Origin of the sequence: Streptomyces sp. NPDC048643 (assembly GCF_040650615.1) — a bacterium.
In the GTDB taxonomy this organism is placed as follows: Bacteria; Actinomycetota; Actinomycetes; order Streptomycetales; family Streptomycetaceae; genus Streptomyces.
Genome location: NZ_JBEZHO010000001.1, coordinates 50,954 through 69,928, shown reverse-complemented (window position 1 = coordinate 69,928; position 18,975 = coordinate 50,954). Strand labels below are relative to the sequence as shown.

At 71.6% G+C, this 18,975-nt stretch carries 13 protein-coding genes; 8 read left to right on the top strand and 5 right to left on the bottom strand.

Annotated elements, in window-relative coordinates:
• The first annotated feature begins 26 nt into the window (after positions 1–26).
• Positions 27–776 (top strand): TetR/AcrR family transcriptional regulator, encoded by a 750-nt coding sequence (locus AB0C62_RS00265; RefSeq protein ID WP_362968802.1) that lies wholly within the window; start codon positions 27–29, stop codon positions 774–776.
• 494 nt (positions 777–1,270) lie between these two features.
• Entirely contained in the window at positions 1,271–2,425 is a 1,155-nt protein-coding gene (locus AB0C62_RS00260) for a slipin family protein (protein ID WP_362968800.1), read from the top strand.
• Between the two features lie 101 nt (positions 2,426–2,526).
• On the opposite strand, the gene AB0C62_RS00255 is transcribed toward AB0C62_RS00260, so the two are convergent.
• The 4 genes from AB0C62_RS00255 to AB0C62_RS00240 all read right to left on the bottom strand — a co-directional run bounded on the left by AB0C62_RS00255 (position 2,527) and on the right by AB0C62_RS00240 (position 8,213).
• Entirely contained in the window at positions 2,527–4,089 is a 1,563-nt protein-coding gene (locus AB0C62_RS00255; RefSeq protein ID WP_362968798.1) for an APC family permease, read from the bottom strand.
• 120 nt (positions 4,090–4,209) lie between these two features.
• Positions 4,210–5,208 carry an MBL fold metallo-hydrolase gene (locus AB0C62_RS00250; RefSeq protein ID WP_362968796.1) on the bottom strand — a complete coding sequence of 333 codons (999 nt, stop codon included), beginning with the start codon at positions 5,206–5,208 and terminating at the stop codon, positions 4,210–4,212.
• 227 nt (positions 5,209–5,435) lie between these two features.
• A complete protein-coding gene (locus AB0C62_RS00245; protein WP_362968793.1) occupies positions 5,436–6,245 on the bottom strand; it encodes a BTAD domain-containing putative transcriptional regulator in 810 nt (269 codons plus the stop codon).
• 321 nt (positions 6,246–6,566) lie between these two features.
• Complete coding sequence (locus tag AB0C62_RS00240) at positions 6,567–8,213, bottom strand: penicillin-binding transpeptidase domain-containing protein (RefSeq protein ID WP_362968791.1); 1,647 nt, start codon at positions 8,211–8,213, stop codon at positions 6,567–6,569.
• Positions 8,214–8,679: 466 nt separating this feature from the next.
• Here AB0C62_RS00240 and AB0C62_RS00235 point away from each other — a divergent pair, with 466 nt between their 5' ends.
• The 6 genes from AB0C62_RS00235 (at position 8,680) to AB0C62_RS00210 (ending at position 17,376) form a co-directional block, all read left to right on the top strand.
• Positions 8,680–10,401, top strand: a complete 1,722-nt coding sequence (locus tag AB0C62_RS00235) for a thiamine pyrophosphate-binding protein (protein WP_362968789.1) — start codon at positions 8,680–8,682, stop codon at positions 10,399–10,401.
• Positions 10,402–10,403: 2 nt separating this feature from the next.
• Entirely contained in the window at positions 10,404–11,936 is a 1,533-nt protein-coding gene (locus tag AB0C62_RS00230) for an asparagine synthase-related protein (RefSeq protein WP_362968787.1), read from the top strand.
• A gap of 113 nt (positions 11,937–12,049) precedes the next feature.
• Positions 12,050–12,991: an agmatinase gene (speB, locus tag AB0C62_RS00225; RefSeq protein WP_362968785.1), complete on the top strand. Its 942-nt coding sequence runs from the start codon at positions 12,050–12,052 to the stop codon at positions 12,989–12,991.
• A 70-nt stretch (positions 12,992–13,061) separates the two neighbouring features.
• On the top strand, positions 13,062–14,042 hold the full coding sequence (cs1, locus tag AB0C62_RS00220; protein WP_362968783.1) for a clavaminate synthase Cs1: 981 nt from the start codon (positions 13,062–13,064) through the stop codon (positions 14,040–14,042).
• Between the two features lie 164 nt (positions 14,043–14,206).
• Complete coding sequence (gene argJ, locus AB0C62_RS00215; protein ID WP_362968781.1) at positions 14,207–15,397, top strand: bifunctional glutamate N-acetyltransferase/amino-acid acetyltransferase ArgJ; 1,191 nt, start codon at positions 14,207–14,209, stop codon at positions 15,395–15,397.
• A 311-nt stretch (positions 15,398–15,708) separates the two neighbouring features.
• On the top strand, positions 15,709–17,376 hold the full coding sequence (locus AB0C62_RS00210; RefSeq protein WP_362968778.1) for an ABC transporter substrate-binding protein: 1,668 nt from the start codon (positions 15,709–15,711) through the stop codon (positions 17,374–17,376).
• Here the strand turns inward: AB0C62_RS00210 and AB0C62_RS00205 are convergent.
• Entirely contained in the window at positions 17,352–18,686 is a 1,335-nt protein-coding gene (locus AB0C62_RS00205) for a LysR family transcriptional regulator (RefSeq protein WP_362969107.1), read from the bottom strand. The two genes, AB0C62_RS00210 and AB0C62_RS00205, sit on opposite strands and share 25 nt — an antisense overlap.
• Between the last annotated feature and the right edge of the window lie 289 nt (positions 18,687–18,975).

The following is an 18,975-nucleotide window of genomic DNA, read 5'->3' as shown; positions in this document are numbered from 1 at the left end:
GTTCGTCGATTGGTTAGACTGCCCGCATGTCACCGACTCCGGAGCAACGCCGCGCGGCCCGGCACCAGCTCGGCACCGGCGCGAGCGCCCCCACGGGCCGGCGCGGACCGTCCGGCGGGCGCAAGAAGCCGATCACGGTCGAGGCCATCATCGGCACCGCGTTCGGCATCATCGAGGCGGAGGGGTACGACGCCCTCACGATGCGGCGGGTGGCCACCGCGCTGGAGACCGGGCCGTCGTCGCTCTACGCCCATGTGGTCAACAAGGAAGACCTGGACGAACTGCTCATCGGCCGGCTGTGCGCCGAGATCGAGCTGCCGGAGCCGGACCCCGCGCTCTGGCGGCAGCAGCTCATCGGCGTCTGCACCCAACTGCGCGACCAGTACCTGCGGTATCCGGGCATCTCCCGCGCGGCCATCGCCGCCGCCCCGTCGAACCTGGAGACGCTGCGCGTCGGCGAGGGCATGCTCGCCCTCCTGCTCGCCGGGGGCGTCGACCCGCAGATCGCCGCCTGGGCCCTCGACGCGCTGTCGCTGTACGTCAACGCCTACAGCCTCGAGGTCGCCCTGGTGAACAGCCGGCTCGGCCGCGGCGAGGACGACTGGGTCGTGAGCCGCGACGAACTGCTGCGCCGGTTCGCCGCCCTGCCCGACGACACCTTCCCGCACACGAAGCGCTACGCCGCCGAACTCACCGCCGGAACGGTCCACGACCGCTTCGACTTCACGCTCCGCCTGATGATCGACGGGCTCCCGGGGGCGCGGCGGGACGGCTGACCGGACCCCCGCCGGGGCCGCCGGGCCCCGAACCGGCCGCTGCCGCTGCCGCCGCCGAACCGTCCGTGTCGGCCGCCGAGTTCCGCCGCCCGCGTGCCGGTCGTACCGCCTGCCGGAGGAGTAGGCTCGACGTCACCGAGGGTATTTCGCGCACCGGCCTCCATGCTCGTGTCGTTTTCGGCGATCGATGATTCCGGGCGGTGTCGAACCGTCCGGAGCAGGGTTCGCGCCATGGTTGCGACCGATGTGTCCGCGCCGTCACCCGAAGAGCCGGGAGTCGCCCGGACCGCCCTTGTCCCGGTCCCGGCGCGCGTCGGATTCCCTCCTGTTCCCGCTCTCCCGCTCCGCCCGTCGGGTCCCCCTGTCTCCGGGCTTCGCGCCTCCCCTCGGGGAGTGCGGCCGTGGGTGCCTCCCGCGATCCCCGTCCGGTCCTCTCCTGAGCTTCCCCGGCCGGTCCGGTCCGGGGCGTCGTCCTCGTAGGGAACGTGAGAACCATGGGTGTTGTGATCATCGTGCTGGTCGTCTTCGTCGTGGTGGGGCTGGTGCTGCTCGCCATGAGTCTGCGCAACGTCCAGCAGTACGAGAAGGGCGTGGTGTTCCGGTTCGGGAGGCTCCTGCCGGACATCCGCGGACCCGGTCTCCGGGTCATCCGGCCCATCGGGGACCGGATGCAGAAGGTGTCCGTCCAGACCCAGGTGCTCGGCATCCCGCCGCAGGGCTCCATCACGGCCGACAACGTGACGCTCACCGTCGACGCCGTCGTCTACTTCCGGGTCACCGACCCGGTCAAGGCCCTGGTGAACGTACGCGACTACCCCAGCGCCGTCTCCCAGATCGCTCAGACCTCGCTCCGCGCGGTCATCGGCAGGGCCGACCTGGACACGCTCCTCTCGGACCGCGACCACATCAACTCGGAGCTCAAGAAGGTGATGGACGCGCCCACCGAGGAGCCGTGGGGGCTGCGCATCGAGCGGGTGGAGATCAAGGACATCGCCCTTCCGGAGTCGATGATGCGCTCCATGTCCAAGCAGGCCGAGGCCGAGCGTGAGCGTCGCGCGCGGGTCATCGCCGCCGACGGCGAGTTCCAGGCGTCCCAGCGGCTGAGCGACGCCGCGGCGACCATGGCCGACACCCCGGGAGCCCTCCAACTACGCCTGCTGCAGACCGTGGTGGACGTCTCCGCCGAGAAGAACAGCACCCTGGTCATGCCGTTCCCGGTGGAGATGCTCCGCTTCTTCGAGCGCCAAAGCCGCGAGACCGACGACACACCGACCCGCCGGAGCGTCCCGCTGCCCGGACAGGCAGGCCATCCCGGAGACCACGAACTCCCCGAGGTCCCCGCGATCCCCGAACTGGTCGTCCCCGCCGCACCTCCCGTCCCCGCCGCACCTCCGGTCCCGGTCGCGTTCGTCCCGCCCGTCGAGCCCGTCGAGCCTGTCGGACCCGTCGGACCCGTCGGACCGGCCGAACCCGTTGTCCCGGCCCTTCACCTGAGCGGCGAACGGGTCGGCTTCGGCGGCGGTCGGATCGGTGAGCGGATCGACGCGCCGGCCGCAGGACGGGCCGCGGTGGCACGGGAACGGCGCAACAACTGGCCCACGCAGGCGGGTTCGGACCAGGAGCGCGACGCGACCCCCGCCGCCGGCTGATCCCGACTTCGAGGATCACGACCGGCCGGTCACCACCGGAACGGTCAGGACAGACCGGTCCCGCGGAACCGGCGTCACCGGGACGGCCACGATCAGGACGGTCAGTGGCCGTCCCGGTCGTGCGTCGACACCGGGATCGTCTCCTTGCGGAAGAAGGCGGGGCGGAACGCGCCGTACAGGAGCATCAGGACGGCGCCGACGAGCAGGGCGCCGATGCCGGTGACGAAGACGCCGCCGAGCTGCCAGTGCGGCGGGAACGGCAGCGTCCAGGACGTGCTGCCGTAGTCGGCGGCGGCGTACACGATGCAGGCGTTGATGAAGAAGTACAGCAGCATCGCGCCGCCCAGGCCCGGCATGATGCCCCGGGTCCAGAGGTCGCGTGGGCTGCGGGTGAGGACCCTGCGGTAGTACCAGACGCAGGCGAAGCCGGTGAGGCCGTAGTAGAAGGCGATCATCAGGCCGACGGAGCCGATGGAGTCCGCGAGGACGTTCTCGCTGACCTGCGTCAGCATCACGTAGAAGGCGATCGAGGCGATCCCCATGCCGACGGTGGACCAGGTCGGGGTGAGGAAGCGCGGGTGGATGCGCGCGAAGCGCTGCGGGATGGCCTTGAACGCGGCCATGGAGAGGGTCGTGCGGGCCGTGGGCAGGATGGTCGTCTGGGTGGAGGCCGCGGCCGAGGTGAGGACCATGACGATCAGGAGCTTGGTGGCGACCTGGCCCCAGCCCCCGTCACCGAACACCTCGGAGCCGAGGCTGGACAGGACGTCCCCGGAGTTGTCGGGGTTGCCGAGGCCGATGCCCTTGTCGCCGACGCCGGCGAACGACTGCGCGGACGTCGTGACCATGAGGTAGACGAGCAGCAGGATCACGGTGGAGATGACGGCGGCGCGGCCCGGGGTGCGGTCGCGGTCGGCGGTCTCCTCGTTCACGGACACGGCGGTGTCCCAGCCCCAGTAGATGAACACCCCGGCGAGGATGGACTTGGTCAGGTCGTCGAACGAGTTGATCTCGAAGGGGTTGAACCACGACCAGGAGACCTCGGAGGAGACGGCCGGGGCGGTGCCGCCGTAGACCTTGACCAGGGCGGTGACCGCCAGCAGGACCAGCACCACGACCTCGATGGTGAGCAGCGCCTTCTGCAGGTTGGCCGACAGCTCGATGCCGATGTAGCAGATCAGGGTCATCAGGGCGATCCACACGACGCCGACGAAGGTGACCCAGAACGTGTTCTGCGCGAGCCCGTCCGCGCCGATCAGCTGGAAGCCGTACGCGCCCGCGATCTGTGCCAGGTTGGCCATCACGATGATGTCGGCGGCGACGATGCCCCATCCGCCGAGCCAGCCGGTACGCGGCCCGAAGGCCCGGGACGCCCAGGTGAAGGTGGTGCCGCAGTCGGGGTCGGCCCGGTTCAGTTCCTTGTAGCCGTAGGCGATCAGGAACATCGGGACGAAGGCGAGCACGATGATGATCGGCGACTGGAAGCCCACGATGCCCACGATGACGCCGAGGGTCGCGGCGAGGCTGTAGGCGGGGGCGGTGGAGGCCAGCCCGATGACCGTGCTGGAGAACAGGCCCAGGGCGCCGCCCTTGAGGCCCTTGTCCGTGGCTCCCGGTCCCTGCGGGGGGAGCGGCGCGGGCGGCGGGACGGATGGTGAGCTCATGACGCCCTCCGGAACCTCGTGGCGCCCGCTGGTCCTGGACCGGGCGCCCGCTCTCCTCAGCATGGACCCGCGGGGCCGCGGGGGCGATCCGTGCGGCGGACGGTCTCCGGACCGGTGGGGTCAGGCGAGCGCCGCGGTGACGTCCACGGCCCGCAGATGCTGCGGGTTCAGGACCCGCGAGGAGGGGGCGGAGGCCGCCGTCAGCTGTTCGGCCGCCGTGGTGGGGGTGGTGGCGGCCAGCAGCGAGGGGGTCTTCGAGAGGGGGGTGGTCATGTCGTCGTGGTGGTTCGGGATGAGCAGGGGCGGGTTGCCGGTCGCGGACAGGAGGCGTTCGACGTAGCGGTGGAGGGCCGAGTGGGAGGTCATGGCGATCGTCGCGATGTCGGGGCGGATGCCCGCCAGCTCGCGTTCCGCGAAGTTGCTCGCGCCCATGAGGAGGATGCTCGGGCCGCCGTCCACCGTGACCTGGTAGGCCAGGGTGTCGCCCTCGACGAGGTCGCCCAGGGTGCTGGGCCGGCGGGGCGGGGCGGTCCTGGTGCCCGGCGCGAAGTAGCCGTGGTCGGCCTGCTGGCTGTGCAGGCTGCGGAACACCTCGACCGTGTAGCCGTCGAACTGGAGGTACTCGCCGCCCTTGACCGGAATCACATCGTCCATTCGGGCGTGTGGTGTACCCATCGCCGTCAGCAGATGGCCCACGGTCTCGTCGCACACCGCGCGGATGCGGTGCTTCGCCCAGGCGGGGCGGGCCAGCAGCTGCGGCACGTCCGCCACGTGGTCGAAGTGTCCGTGGCTGACGAGGATCAGCTCCGGGGCGCCGTGCAGGTGGTGGGCGGCGAGCTGTTCCACCGCCGTACGGTCGCAGCGGAGCGGGAGGGACGGGTCCAGGTCGCCCTTCCTGCCCGCGTAGGGCATCCGGCTCAGGTACGGGTCGAAGAGGATGCTGCGGCCGCCGTCGATGAGGATCTCCCAGCCGGAGACGCCCAGCCAGCGCATCCGCACGGAGGTCGCGTACGGGGCGCCGCGTCTCGCCGTCGGCGCCGCCGCGACCAGGCCGGTGGCGCCCGCCGCCGTGCCCGACACCGCCAGGACTCCCTTGAGGACCGCACGCCGCCCGGCCATGTTCTGCCCCGCTTCCTCTGACGACTGATGACCGACGAGGGTCATGAGTCCGAGGAACGCTACGACAGGGGGTGGCGTATGGGGGGATTTTCGGTCATTGCGGCGGGGGTGTCGGGAGGGTCCGGCGGGTCTCGGGGACCCGTGATCCGGACGACACCCCCAGGTCCGGCGGGAGTTCGTTCACGCGCACCGGGCGGCCGGGGACGGCCGCCCGCCGGGTGCCCGGTTCACCCCACCCGGTCCCCGGAGAGCGGGATCCCGGTGGCCCGCAGGAGCTGCTCGTCCTGCTGGAGGATCGCCTGCATCAACTCCCGCAGGCGCGAGCCGGGGTTGATGCCGATCTGCTCGCGCAGGATCTCCTTGGCGCGGTGGAAGACGCGGATGGCGTCGGCCTGCCGCCCCTCGCCGTAGTACGCCTTCATCAGCCCCGCGTAGAGGTCCTCGCGCAGCGGGTCGTGGTCGACCAGCTCCGACAGCTGGGAGATCGCCTCGCCGTAGTGGCCGAGCCCGACGTCGATCAGGGCGCGCAGTTCGGCGGCGGCCGTGCGTTCGCGGTCCAGGGCGTCGCCCTTCATGCGCAGCCGGCTCGACGTGACGTCCGTGAGGGCGGCGCCCCGCCACATGCCGAGCGCGCCGTCGAGGGACTCGGAGGCGCCCTTGTACTGGCCGCGGGCGTGGAGTTCACGGACGTGCCGTACGGCGTCGCGGAAGACGAAGACGTCGATACGGTCGGCGGGTACGCGCAGTTCGTAGCCGAGGGTGTGCGAGGCGAGCGCGTCCCGGGTGAGGCCGGCGTCGGCCAGCGCGGTGCGGATCATCCAGGCGGAGGTCTGGAGCTGTCCGGAGACGGTCAGCGGCGGTTCGCCGTCCCAGGAGTCCTCGATGATCGCTTCCTTGGTGGTGACCTGTCCGGGCTTCAGCGCCAAGGAAGCGAGGAACCGTCGCTGCCGCTGACCCCGGATGGGTATGGGTATCCCGTTTCTCACCAGGGTCACGGGGCCGAGGAGCTGGATCGTCAGGCTGGTCCTGCTGTTCATGACGGTTCCCCTTGTTTGTGTGAATCAAGCCGTCGCCCAACAGGGGCTGAGGTGGTGACGGAACGGAGGGGAACCGCCGTGGGGACCTGGAGGGTGGTCCCGTCGGCGTTTCGTGGAGCGTGCTGGTGCGTCCCCCGTACCGTCGGCTCAAGTGCTCCGTGACGTCCGACCGCTGTGCCGGTCCCGGGGTGCCGGTTCCCGCCGCTTCGGTCCCGGGGTGCCGGTCCCGCTGTGCTGGTCACGGATGGGTGGATCTCTCGGTGGCGCGCCCCGACGGAGGTTCCGCCGGCGGCCGTGGGTTCGGTCGGTGTCGTGCCGGGTTCAGCCGAGGTTCTTCAGGAACTTGGCCGCGATGGGGCCGGCGTCCGAGCCGCCGGAACCGCCGTCCTCCAGGAGGACCGACCAGGCGAGTTCCCGGTCGCCCTGGTAGCCGATCATCCAGGCGTGGGTGCGGGGCGGGCTGTCGTTGCCGAACTCGGCGGTGCCCGTCTTGGCGTGCGGTTCGCCGGGGAGGCCCTTGAGGGCCCAGCCGGCGCCGTCGGTGACGGTGGCGCGCATCATCGCGCGCAGGCTGCCGACCACGCCCGGCTCCAGCCGGGCGGGGGCCTCGTAGCGTTTCTTCACGGCGTCCGGCACCAGGACGGGCTGCTTGAAGGAGCCCTCCTTGACCGTGGCCGCGATGGAGGCCATGACGAGCGGCGACGCCTGGGTCCTGGCCTGGCCGATGGTGGAGGCCGCCTTGTCGTTGTCGCCGTTCGCCACCGGGACGCTGCCGTCGTACGTGGCCGTGCCCGCGTCCCAGGAGCCGCCGATCCCGAACGCCTCGGCGGTGTCGTGCAGCGCCGCGTTCGAGAGCTTGCCCCGGGCCCCGACGAAGAAGGTGTTGCAGGAGTGGGCGAACGCGTCCTTGAACGTCGAGCCGGCGGGCAGCACGAACTGGTCCTGGTTCTCGAAGCGCTGGCCGTCGACGTAGGCGAACTTGGGGCAGTCGGCCTTGTCGGTGGGCCGCATCCCCTGTTTCAGGAGGGCGGCGGAGGTGACGACCTTGAAGGTGGAGCCGGGCGGATAGCGGCCCTCCAGGGCGCGGTTCATGCCGGAGGGCCTGTTGGCCGCGGCGAGGATGTCTCCGGTGCTCGGGTCGACGGCGACGAGGGCGGCGTTCTTCTTGACGCCGTCGAGTGCCGCCGCCGCGGCCTCCTGCACCTTCGGGTCGATGGTCGTGCGCACCGCCTTGCCCGCGTCCTTGCCGGAGCCGGTGAGCCGCTTCACGACGCGGCCGCTCTCCCGTTCCACGACCACGACGGACCGGGCCGCGCCACCGCCCCCGGTGAGCTGCTTGTCGTAGCGGGCCTGGAGTCCGGAGACGCCTTTTCCGGTCTTCGGGTCGACGGCGCCGGCGAGGGAGGCCGACTGCAGTTCGTCGCCGTTGCGGTCGAGGATCTCCGCGCGTTCCCGGGACTTCAGTGCGAGCGTCTGACCCGGAACCATATCCGGGTGAATGAGGGGCGTGTGGAATTCGACCGTCCAGTCGCCGTTCTTCCGGATGAGGTGGGCCTTCGCGTGCCACTGGTAATCCCCGGCCCCCGAAAGAGCCATCTTCACGGTGAACGGAATCTCAACTTCCCCTTCCGCTTCCCGTTTTCCGGTGCCCGCCGTGATCTCCGTCCTCGACGGATCCAGGTTCGTCATGACGGATTTGATCAACGACGTGGCGTTCTCGGGGGTGTCCGTCAGCCGGCCCGCCCGCTGGGCGTCTCCCGACGCCCACGCGGTCAGGAACGTGTCGAGCCGCTCGGTGGCGGCGGCTACCTGGGGATCGTCCCCGTCGTCCTCGACCAGGGCGTTGTAGGCCCAGTAGCCGATTCCGGCGGTCGCCGCAAGTGCCACAAACGTTGATACGACGGCGCGACGGCGCGACCTGCGCCTGTCGTACCGCGGGTGGTCAACATAGCCATCCGGACGAATCATGTGGCGCAGATTAATCGCCCGCCTCTCTCCGGTCTCTCCCCGGACGCACGGTTCAAGACAAGGTAAAGAAGAAAGAAATCATGGACGGTTGATGGCGGGTATCCGACGCCTCCGCTTGGTCGTCGTGGGGGCCCGGCCGAATACACCCGGGTGGTCTGGCCGGGAACGAGCGGTCATTCGCCTTTAATGGTCTAGACCTCAGAAGAAAAGGCTGCCGGTCAGATCCGTGGCAGGGGCAACAGTGGCCGGAACTCATCCGGCGCGGCGTTCACTCGGCAGCGATATCGGACGAACTCTGTCCGATTTGAAGAGAGTCGAATCGGAAGCCATCGTTCCACCCGGTCTTCGGATTCTCTCCGCGCACTCCCCGACAGGCTCCCCGATATGCCAGGGAGAGGCCGCGAAGAGCGGCCCTGGTCAGGGTGGCCGCGACGTGTTCACCGCTGACCGAGTCTGGAGACCATCCATGTCCCGTGTATCGACCGGCCCCAGCAGCAAGCCGACCGCAGCGCACGCGCTCCTCGCGCGACTGCGTGACCACGGCGTGGAGAAGGTGTTCGGCGTGGTCGGCCGCGAGGCCGCCTCGATCCTCTTCGACGAGGTCGAGGGGATCGACTTCGTCCTCACCCGGCACGAGTTCACCGCCGGCGTCGCCGCCGACGTGCTCGCCCGCATCACCGGCCGCCCGCAGGCCTGCTGGGCCACGCTCGGCCCCGGCATGACCAACCTCTCCACCGGCATCGCCACCTCGGTCCTCGACCGGTCGCCGGTCATCGCGCTGGCCGCCCAGTCGGAGTCGCACGACATCTTCCCCAACGACACGCACCAGTGCCTGGACTCCGTGTCGATCATCGCGCCGATGTCCAAGTACGCGGTGGAGCTGGAACGTCCGCACGAGATCACCGACCTCGTCGACTCCGCGGTGACCGCCGCCATGACCGAACCGGTCGGGCCCAGCTTCATCTCCCTGCCGGTCGACCTGCTCGGCTCCTCCGAGGGCATCGACGCCGACACGGAGCGGCCGCCGGCGCGGACCCCGGGCAAGCCGATCGGTGCCGTGCAGGACGGCTGGGAGCAGGCCGCCGACGAGGCCGCCGAGCTGCTGGAGACCGCCCGGCACCCCGTCCTGGTCGTCGGCGCCGCCGCGATCCGCTCCGGCGCGGTGCCCGCCATCCGCGCGCTGGCCGAACGGCTGAACGTGCCGGTCATCACGACGTACATCGCCAAGGGTGTCCTGCCGCACGGACACGAGCTGAACTACGGCGCGGTCACCGGCTACATGGACGGCATCCTGGACTTCCCGGCGCTGGAGACCCTGTTCGGCCCCGCCGACCTCATCCTCACCGTCGGCTACGACTACGCCGAGGACCTGCGGCCCTCGATGTGGCAGAAGGGCGACGAGAAGAAGACCGTCCGCGTCTCGCCGACCGCCAACCCGATCCCGCGCGTCTACCGGCCCACCGTCGACGTCGTCACCGACGTCCTCGCCTTCGTCGAGCACCTCGACGCCGCCACCGTCTCCCTCAAGGCCAAGGAGCGGCACGACATCGAGCCGCTGCGCGCCCGCGTCGCCGAGTTCCTCGCGGACCCGACGGCCTACGAGGACGGCATGCGCGTCCACCAGGTCATCGACTCCATGAACACCGTCATGGAGGAGGTCGCCGAGTCCGGCGAGGGCACGATCGTCTCGGACATCGGCTTCTTCCGGCACTACGGCGTGCTGTTCGCCCGCGCCGACCAGCCCTTCGGCTTCCTCACCTCGGCCGGCTGCTCCAGCTTCGGCTACGGCATCCCAGCCGCCATGGGCGCCCAGCTCGCGCGCCCCGGCCAGCCCACGTTCCTCATCGCGGGCGACGGCGGCTTCCACTCCAACAGCGCCGACCTGGAGACCATCGCCCGCCTCAACCTCCCGGTCGTGACCGTCGTCGTCAACAACGACACCAACGGGCTGATCGAGCTGTACCAGAACCTCGGACACCGCCGCAGCCACGACCCGGCGGTCAAGTTCACCGGCGTCGACTTCGTCGCGCTCGCCGAGGCCAACGGCGTCGAGGCGACCAAGGCGACCGACCGGCAGGAGCTGCTCGCCGCGCTGCGCAAGGGCGCCGAGCTGGGCCGCCCGTTCCTGATCGAGGTTCCGATCAACTACGACTTCCAGCCCGGTGGCTTCGGGGCGCTGAGCATCTGATCATGGCCTCCCAGGACCTTCCCGCGGCCTTCGGGTTCCTGGCCTCCGCTCGCCCGAGCGGGGGCCGGGCCCCCCGAGCCGCCTTCGCCACCCGGGGCACCCACACCGGCGTCGAGCTGAGACTGCGTTCGCAGACCCTCGGCACGACCCTGGTGCACACCCCCGGGACCCCGCCCGACGCCGCCCTCGCGCACGACGCCGACACCGCCGTCGTGCTCGCCGGGGAGATCTACAACCGCGGCGACCTCTCCTCCGTCCTCGGATCCGGCGCCGGCCCGGCGGGCGACGCCCAGCTGCTGCTGGACCTGCTGCGACGCTACGGCCTGCACGCCTTCCGCCTGGTCAACGGCCGCTTCGCGGCGGTCGTCTGCTCCGGCGGGCGGGTGCTGCTGGCCACCGACCACGCCGGGTCCGTCCCGCTGTACGTGTGCGCGGGCCCCGGCGAGGTCACGGCCTCCACCGAGGCCAAGACCCTGTCCGGACACGGCGGTCCGCGCGGCTTCCCGTTCGCGGACGCCCGCCGGGTGCGCGGCCTTCCCGGCGTCTACCAGGTGCCCGCCGGCACCGTCATGGACATCGACCTCGGCACCGGCACGGCTGCCGCGCACCGCACCTGGGCACCGCCGCTGGCCCGTCGCGTCATGGACGAGGGCGAGGCCGTGGACGCCGTGCACGCGGCGCTCGACCGGGCGGTGAGCGCCCGCGTCACCCCCGGCGCCACCCCGCTGGTCGTGCTCTCCGGCGGCATCGACTCCTCCGGGGTGGCCGCGCTCGCCCACCGGGCCGCCGGGCGGATCGACTCCCTGTCCATGGGAACGGACGTCTCCGACGAGTTCGCGCAGGCCCGCACGGTCGCCGACCACCTCGGCAGCCGGCACCGGGAGATCACCGTGCCGACGGCGGACCTGCTCGGCCAACTCCCCTACGCGGTCTGGGCGTCGGAGTCCGAGGACCCGAACATCATCGAGTACCTGCTGCCCCTCGTCGCGCTCTACCGCGCGCTCGACGGGCCACCCCGCCGCGTGCTCACCGGGTACGGCGCCGACATCCCTCTCGCGGGCATGCACCGGGAGGACCGCCTGCCCGACCTCGACACGGCGGTGGCGTACGACATGGCGACGTACGACGGGCTCAACGAGATGTCGCCGGTGCTGTCCGCGGTGTGCGGCCACTGGTCGACGCACCCGTACTGGGACCGTGACGTGCTCGACCTGCTCGTGTCGCTGGAGGCGGGGCTCAAGCGCCGCTACGGGCGCGACAAGTGGGTGCTGCGGGCCTCGATGGCGGAGCTGCTGCCCGAACAGACCGTGAAACGGCCGAAGCTGGGCGTCCACGAGGGCTCCGGAACCACCTCGTCCTTCTCGCTGCTGCTGCTGGAGGAGGGCATCGCCGAGCGCTCCGTCGACGCGGCCAAACAGCAGGTGGTGCGGTTGCTGTTCGACCGCACCGTGGTGGCGGGCGAGGACCCCGGCCAGGTGAGCACCACCGAGGTGGTCCGCTCGGTCGCCGAGCGGCTGCGACGGGGTGCGGCATGAGCGCGCCCACGGTCCGCAGTGGACCCAACTCCCGTACAGCCGACCGAAGATCGCCCTGCACGGTCCCGGCCGGGACCCCGCGCACCGACGACCTCCCGGAGGGGAACTGAGCCGTGGAACGCATCGACTCGCACGTCTCGCCCCGCTACGCGCAGATCCCCACCTTCATGCGCCTGCCGCACGACCAGGACCCGCGCGGCTACGACGTCGTCGTCATCGGCGCCCCCTACGACGGCGGCACCAGCTACCGGCCCGGCGCCCGCTTCGGACCCCGCGCGATCCGCAACGAGTCCGGGTTGATCCACGGCGTCGGCATCGACCGGGGCCCGGGCACCTTCGACCTCATCAACTGTGTCGACGGCGGCGACATCGACCTCACGCCGTTCAACATGAACATCGCGATCGAGACCGCGCAGCGGCATCTGGCGGAACTGCTCAAGAGCAACGCCGCCTTCATGATGCTGGGCGGCGACCACTCCCTGACCGTGGCCGCCCTGCGGGCCGTCGCCGAGCAGCACGGCCCCGTCGCCGTCCTGCACCTGGACGCGCACTCCGACACCAACCCCGCGTTCTACGGCGGCCAGTACCACCACGGCACGCCCTTCCGGCACGGCATCGAGGAGAAGCTCATCGATCCGGCCGCGATGGTGCAGATCGGGATCCGCGGCCACAACCCGAAGCCCGACTCGCTCGACTACGCCCGCGGCAACGGCGTCCGCGTCGTGACCGCCGACGAGTTCGGCGACCTCGGTGTGGCCGGCACCGCGGACCTCGTACGGGAACGGGTCGGCGGACGGCCCGTGTACGTGTCGGTCGACATCGACGTCGTCGACCCCGCCTTCGCCCCCGGGACGGGCACCCCCGCGCCCGGCGGCCTGAGCTCCCGAGAGCTCCTCGCCCTGCTGCGCTGCGTCGGCGACCTCCGACCGGTCGGCTTCGACGTCATGGAGGTCTCGCCCCTGTACGACCACGCCGGGATCACCTCCGTCCTGGCCACCGAGATCGGCGCCGAACTGCTCTACCAGTACGCCCGCGCCCACCGCGCCCCGGCGTAGCCCCGAGGCCCTCCCGGCCCGGCGCGGCCCGCGCACCGTCGCATCCAGACGCAAAGGAGACATCGCACCCATGGCTTCTCCGATCATCGACTGCACCGCCCACCAGGAACACCTGCGTGCCCTCGCGGCCGAACTGCCCGAGGTGCCGCGCGCCGACCTGTACGGCTTCCTGGAGCAGGCGAAGGCCCTGTCCGAGCGGCTTCCGCGCGAGATAGGCGCCGCCCTCGACAGGTTCAACGCCGAGGGCACCGAGGACGGCTATCTGCTGCTGCGCGGACTGCCGTTGGAGGCGGAGGGCGAACTGCCGCCCACGCCCACCTCCACGCCCGCGCCGGCGGACCGGGGCCGGCTGCTCATGGAGGCGATGCTCGCCGTGGCCGGCCGCCGGCTCGGACTGCACACCGGCTACGCCGAGTTGCGCTCCGGCACGGTCTACCACGACGTGTATCCCTCGCCGGGCGCGCACTACCTCAGCTCGGAGACCTCCGAGACGCTCCTGGAGTTTCACACCGAGATGGCGTACCACGTCCTCCAGCCGAACTACGTCATGCTGGCCTGCTCCCGTGCGGACCACGAGCGCCGGGCCGAGACGCTCGTCGGCTCGGTGCGCAAGGCGCTCACCCTGCTCGACGAGGACACCAAGGCGCGGCTCTTCGACCGCAGGCTGCCGTGCTGTGTCGACGTCGCCTTCCGCGGCGGCATCGAGGACCCGGGCGCGATCGCCGAGGTCAAGGCGCTGTACGGGAACGAGAAGGACCCGTTCCTCGGCTACGACCGTGAGCTGCTCGCCCCCGAGGAGCCGGCCGACAAGGAGGCCGTCGCCGCCCTGTCGCAGGCCCTGGACGACGTGACGGAGGCCGTGAAGCTGACCCCCGGCGACCTTCTGATCATCGACAACTTCCGTACCACGCACGCCCGTACGCCGTTCAGCCCGCGCTGGGACGGCAAGGACCGCTGGCTGCACCGGGTGTACATCAGGACCGAGCGCAACGGGCAGCTGTCGGGTGGTGAACGGGCGGGCGACGTGGTGTCGTTCTCCCCGCGCCGCTAGGCAGACCGTCCGCCGGGCGCCCGGCGAGCCCCCTTCGCGCACCCCGATCCTGGCCCCGGGGCGCGCGGAGGGGGCCGTGGCACGTTCGGCTCGTTCTCGGTGGCGCCCCGAGCGGCGCGTGAAACGCTGGCTCACCGGAAGTAACGCAGACGGGAGACGATGACATGTCCGACTCCACATCGACGGCTCGGGCGACGCCGCTGGGCTTCGCCGTGCACACCGCCCCGGTCGGTCTCGGCGACGACGGCCGGGACGACTTCACCGTGCTCGCCTCGACCGTCCCGGCCCAGGTCAGCGGGGTGTTCACCCGGTCCCGGTTCGTCGGGCCGAGCGTTCTGCTGAGCCGCGAGGCCGTCGCCGACGGGCAGGCGCGGGGCGTTGTCGTGCTGGCCCGCAACGCCAACGTCGCGACCGGCCGGGAGGGCGAGGCCAACGCGCGGGAGATCCGCGCCTCGGTCGCCGCCACGCTGGGCGTGCCCGACGGGGAGGTGCTGGTCGCCTCCACCGGCGTGATCGGCCGCCAGTACCCCATGCCGCAGATCCGCGAGCACCTCAAGTCACTGGCCCTGCCGTTCCCCGAGGGCGGTTTCGACCGTGCTGCCCGCGCCATCATGACCACCGACACCCGGCCCAAGGAGGTCCGGCTGCGCTGCGGTGACGCGACGGTCGTCGGGATCGCCAAGGGCGTCGGCATGCTGGAGCCCGACATGGCCACGCTGCTCACCTTCTTCGCCACCGACGCCCGCCTCGATCCGGCCGAGCAGGACCGGATCTTCCGGCGCGTCATGGACCGCACGTTCAACGCCGTCAGCATCGACACGGACACCTCGACCAGCGACACCGCGGTGCTGTTCGCCAACGGGCTGGCCGGCGACGTCGATCCCGGCGAGTTCGAGCAGGTCCTCCACGAGGCCGCCCTCGCGCTCGTCAAGGACATCGCGAGCGACGGCGAGGGGGCGAGCAAGCTCATCGAGGTGCGCGTGACGGGGGCGCGGGACACCGCCCAGGCCAAGCGGGTCGGCAAGACCGTCGTCAACTCGCCGCTCGTGAAGACCGCCGTGCACGGCAGCGACCCCAACTGGGGGCGGGTCGCGATGGCGGTCGGGAAGTGCTCCGACGACACGGACATCGAGCAGGACGTGGTGCGGATCCGGTTCGGGGAGACGGAGGTGTACCCGGCGGGGTCCGTCGACGTGGCCGAGGAGGACGCCGTGCGGGCCGCTGTCGCGGAGCACCTCAAGGGGGACGAGGTGGTCATCGGGATCGACCTCGGGATCGCCGAGGGGGCGTTCACCGTGTACGGGTGCGACCTCACGGAGGGCTACGTCCGCCTCAACTCGGAGTACACGACCTGACGTCGCCCAGCGGATTCCCGCCCCCTCCGTCCCGTACCTGGGGGCTGCCGGCCCCCAGACCCCCGCGTCGGCCTGAACGGCCTCGTCCTCAATCGCCGGACGGGCTGAGAAACAGCCCCTCCGGCGATTGAGGAGCGGGGGCCCGGGGGCAGCGCCCCCGGTACGGGACGGGAAGGGGCGGAGGGGGCGAAGAACGCCCGGGTATGCCGAGCCCGCACGTGCTATGCGTTCCCCCTGCCCAGGGGCCCTCCGGGTCGTCGGGCGAGCCCAGGATGGGAGCGGAATGCATCCGGCAGGAGGGCCGCAGGGACATGGAGAGCACGAGGACCGACACCGGCGAGACCGGGTACGACGCGGGGGTCCGGGGCGTGGTGAGGCCGGGCGACGCACGCGGCGGCACGCTCCGCCTCGTCCGCACCGACGACTTCGACTCGCTGGACCCGGGCAACACCTACTACGCGTACACGTGGAACTTCCTGCGCCTGATCGGACGGACGCTCGTCACCTTCGACACCGCGCCGGGCAAGGCGGGCCAGCGCCTCGTGCCGGACCTGGCGGAGGCGCTCGGCGAGTCCTCGGAGGGCGGCCGGGTGTGGACGTACCGGCTGCGCGAGGGACTGCGGTTCGAGGACGGCAGCCCGGTCACCGCCGGTGACGTCAAGTACGCGATAGCCCGCAGCAATTACGGAACCGACGTGCTCGGCGCGGGGCCCACCTACTTCCGGCACCTGCTGGGCACCGAGTACGGCGGCCCCTGGCGCGAGCCCGACGCCGACGGGCCGGTCACCCTGGAGACCCCCGACGAGCGCACCCTCGTGTTCCGGCTGGCGGAGCCGTTCGCGGGGATGGACCTGCTGGCGACGATGCCGAGCACCACCCCGGTGCCGCGCCGGCTCGACACGGGCGCCGGGTACCGGTTGCGGCCGGTCGCGACGGGCCCGTACCGCGTGGTGTCGTACACCCGCGGTGAACTCGCCGTCCTGGAACGCAATCCGCACTGGGCCCCGGAGACGGACCCGGTCCGCAGACAGCGGGTGGAGCGCATCGAGGTGCACCTCGGCAAGGACCCGCACGAGGTGGACCGGATGCTGCTCGCGGGGGAGGCGCACATCGACCTCGCCGGGTTCGGGGTCCAGCCCTCGACGCAGGAGAGGATCCTGGCCGACCCGGCGCTGCGCGCCGACGCCGACAACCCGCTGTCCGGGTTCACCTGGATCTACTGCCTGTCGAGCCGGATCGCGCCGTTCGACAACGTGCACGCCCGCCGTGCCGTGCAGTTCGCCACCGACAAGGCCGCGATGCAGGAGGCGTACGGCGGTTCGGTCGGCGGGGACATCGCGACGACGATCCTGCCGCCGACGCTCGACGGCCATCAGGACTTCGACCGCTACCCGGTGGGCCCCGAGGGGCGCGGCGACCTCGACGCGGCGCGGGCCGAACTCGCCGCCGCCGGGATGCCCGACGGGTTCCGGACGAAGATCGCCGCCCGCAAGGACCGGCTGAAGGAGTACCGGGCCGCCGAGGCGCTGGCCGCCGGGCTCGCCCGGGTCGGCATCGAGGCCGAGGTCCTGGACTTCCCCTCGGGCGACTACTTCGACATCTACGGCGGCTGCCCCGCCTATCTGCGCGAACACGGCATCGGGATCATCATGTTCGGCTGGGGCGCCGACTTCCCCGACGGATACGGGTTCCTCCAGCAGATCGTCGACGGCCGGGCCATCAAGGAGCGCGGCAACCAGAACATGGGCGAGCTGGACGATCCGGAGATCAACGCCCTGCTCGACCGCGGTGCGACCTCCTCCGACCCGGCCGAGCGCGCGGAGATCTGGCACCGGATCGACCGCCTCACCATGGAGCACGCGGTGATCGTGCCGTACCTGTACCCGCGCTCGCTCCTCTACCGGCACCCGGACGCCCGCAACGTGTATGTGACCGGGTCCTTCGGGATGTACGACTACGTGGCGCTCGGCGCGAGCTGAGACACCGCGCGCAGGTCCTGCCGGTGGGTTCCCGCGACCCCCGGCAGGGCGAGGCTCCGGCAGGACTGCGCCGCCTCGTGGAACTCCGCCTCGAAGCGGCCCAGTCGGTGCAGGAAGCTGCGGGTGGAGCCGGTGAGGTCGGTACCCCGTGCGCTGCGCAGCAACAGCTGTGCTCCCAGGCCGAGTTCGAGCCGGTGGATGCGACGGGTCAGCGCGGACTGGCTGATGGAGAGCACCGCGGCCGCCCGGTTGATGCTGCCGTGCCGCGCGACCGCCCGCAGTACGTGCAGGTCGTCGACGTCGAGCTTCCGGGTGCCCTGCGCGGTGTCCGGTGCCGTCGGCGCGGCCGGCCCCGGACCGGCGGTACGGGCGGCTCCGGTCGTCCGTTCGCGGTACCAGCGTGTCCACCACGGGTCGGTGAGCAGGGCCGGGTGACGGTCGGCGAACCGGCGCAGATAGCGGTCGGCGAGCAGCTCGGCCAGGTGCTCCGCGAGCGCGCCGGGGACGACCGTCGGGTCGACGAGGAGGCTGGTGGAGCGGTGGGGGCGCTCCACGACGGACCGGTGCACCACGGAGGGGGCGACGACGGCCGGCCGGGTCGGGGAGCCGAGGCCGATCGCGTCGCCGCGCCGCAGCATGCCCCGGGCCACGGAGGCTCCGGTGACGTGCAGGGCGGCGGGCGCGGGCAGCCCGGCCGCCTGGAAGACCCGCGCGACCAGGACCTCGGAGTCGGGGCCGACCTCGGACACCCAGGTCTCCTCCCGCAGATCGGCGAGGGAGACCGCGCCGCCGCCGGCCAGCCGGTGGCCGTGGGGCAGGGTGACCCACAGCGGGTCGTCGAGGACCGGGTAGGTGCGCACGGGGCGTTCGACGGACCGGCCCGGGGCGTCCAGGTTCCAGGTGTGCGCCGCGTCGACGTGGTAGCCGGCGAGCCTGCGCATGACCTGCTGGGGCGTGTCGTGGTGCACCGACAGCAGGATGTCCAGGGCGGCGGCGGCGTCCTCGACGACGTCCTCCAGGAACGGTTCGGCGGAGGCGATGGCCAGGACGGCCGGGGCGTCGACGGCCTCGGGCCCGTGCCCGAAGATGTCCGTCCGGACGGCGAGGTCGACCTGGCGGAAGAACCGGCGGCCGGCGGCCAGCAGGCGCGAGCCCGCCGAGGTGAGCCGCGCGGTGTGCCGGCCGCGCAGGGTCAGCGGCAGCCCCACCGCCTTGTCCAGGCGCTCCAGTTGGCGCTCCACGGCACCGCCCCGTGAGCCGGTCCTGCGGGCGGCCTCGGCGAGGTCCCCGCACTGCCCGACCGCGTCCAGCAGGGACAGGTCGGGGCGGGTGAAGGGGAAGCCCGCGAGGGCGCCGGGGCACGCCGGCGTGGGGGGCGCGGCGGTGGGGGACGCCGGAGCGGGCGTGCCGGTGGAGGAAAAGGATGAGGGAATGGATGGGGGAAAGGCGGTCGGCCGGTCGGGAACAGAGGCGAGTGCAGGATGTACCGCAGGCGTTGTTTCTGACCCGGAAGACAATGTCGGTTTCCTTTGTGGTCAAGGACTGTGCCGTGTGATTGTCCGCAGTGGTTCGATGAATTCGATTCGGCCGAATTCTCCG

Coding starts and splice junctions, on each gene's coding strand:
- AB0C62_RS00245 (WP_362968793.1), bottom strand. CDS start 6,245: ATGAACAGCAGGACCAGCCTGACGATCCAGCTCCTCGGCCCCGTGACC.
- AB0C62_RS00260 (WP_362968800.1), top strand. CDS start 1,271: ATGGGTGTTGTGATCATCGTGCTGGTCGTCTTCGTCGTGGTGGGGCTG.
- AB0C62_RS00235 (WP_362968789.1), top strand. CDS start 8,680: ATGTCCCGTGTATCGACCGGCCCCAGCAGCAAGCCGACCGCAGCGCAC.
- AB0C62_RS00240 (WP_362968791.1), bottom strand. CDS start 8,213: ATGATTCGTCCGGATGGCTATGTTGACCACCCGCGGTACGACAGGCGC.
- cs1 (WP_362968783.1), top strand. CDS start 13,062: ATGGCTTCTCCGATCATCGACTGCACCGCCCACCAGGAACACCTGCGT.
- AB0C62_RS00210 (WP_362968778.1), top strand. CDS start 15,709: ATGGAGAGCACGAGGACCGACACCGGCGAGACCGGGTACGACGCGGGG.
- AB0C62_RS00265 (WP_362968802.1), top strand. CDS start 27: ATGTCACCGACTCCGGAGCAACGCCGCGCGGCCCGGCACCAGCTCGGC.
- AB0C62_RS00250 (WP_362968796.1), bottom strand. CDS start 5,208: ATGGCCGGGCGGCGTGCGGTCCTCAAGGGAGTCCTGGCGGTGTCGGGC.
- AB0C62_RS00230 (WP_362968787.1), top strand. CDS start 10,404: ATGGCCTCCCAGGACCTTCCCGCGGCCTTCGGGTTCCTGGCCTCCGCT.
- AB0C62_RS00255 (WP_362968798.1), bottom strand. CDS start 4,089: ATGAGCTCACCATCCGTCCCGCCGCCCGCGCCGCTCCCCCCGCAGGGA.
- argJ (WP_362968781.1), top strand. CDS start 14,207: ATGTCCGACTCCACATCGACGGCTCGGGCGACGCCGCTGGGCTTCGCC.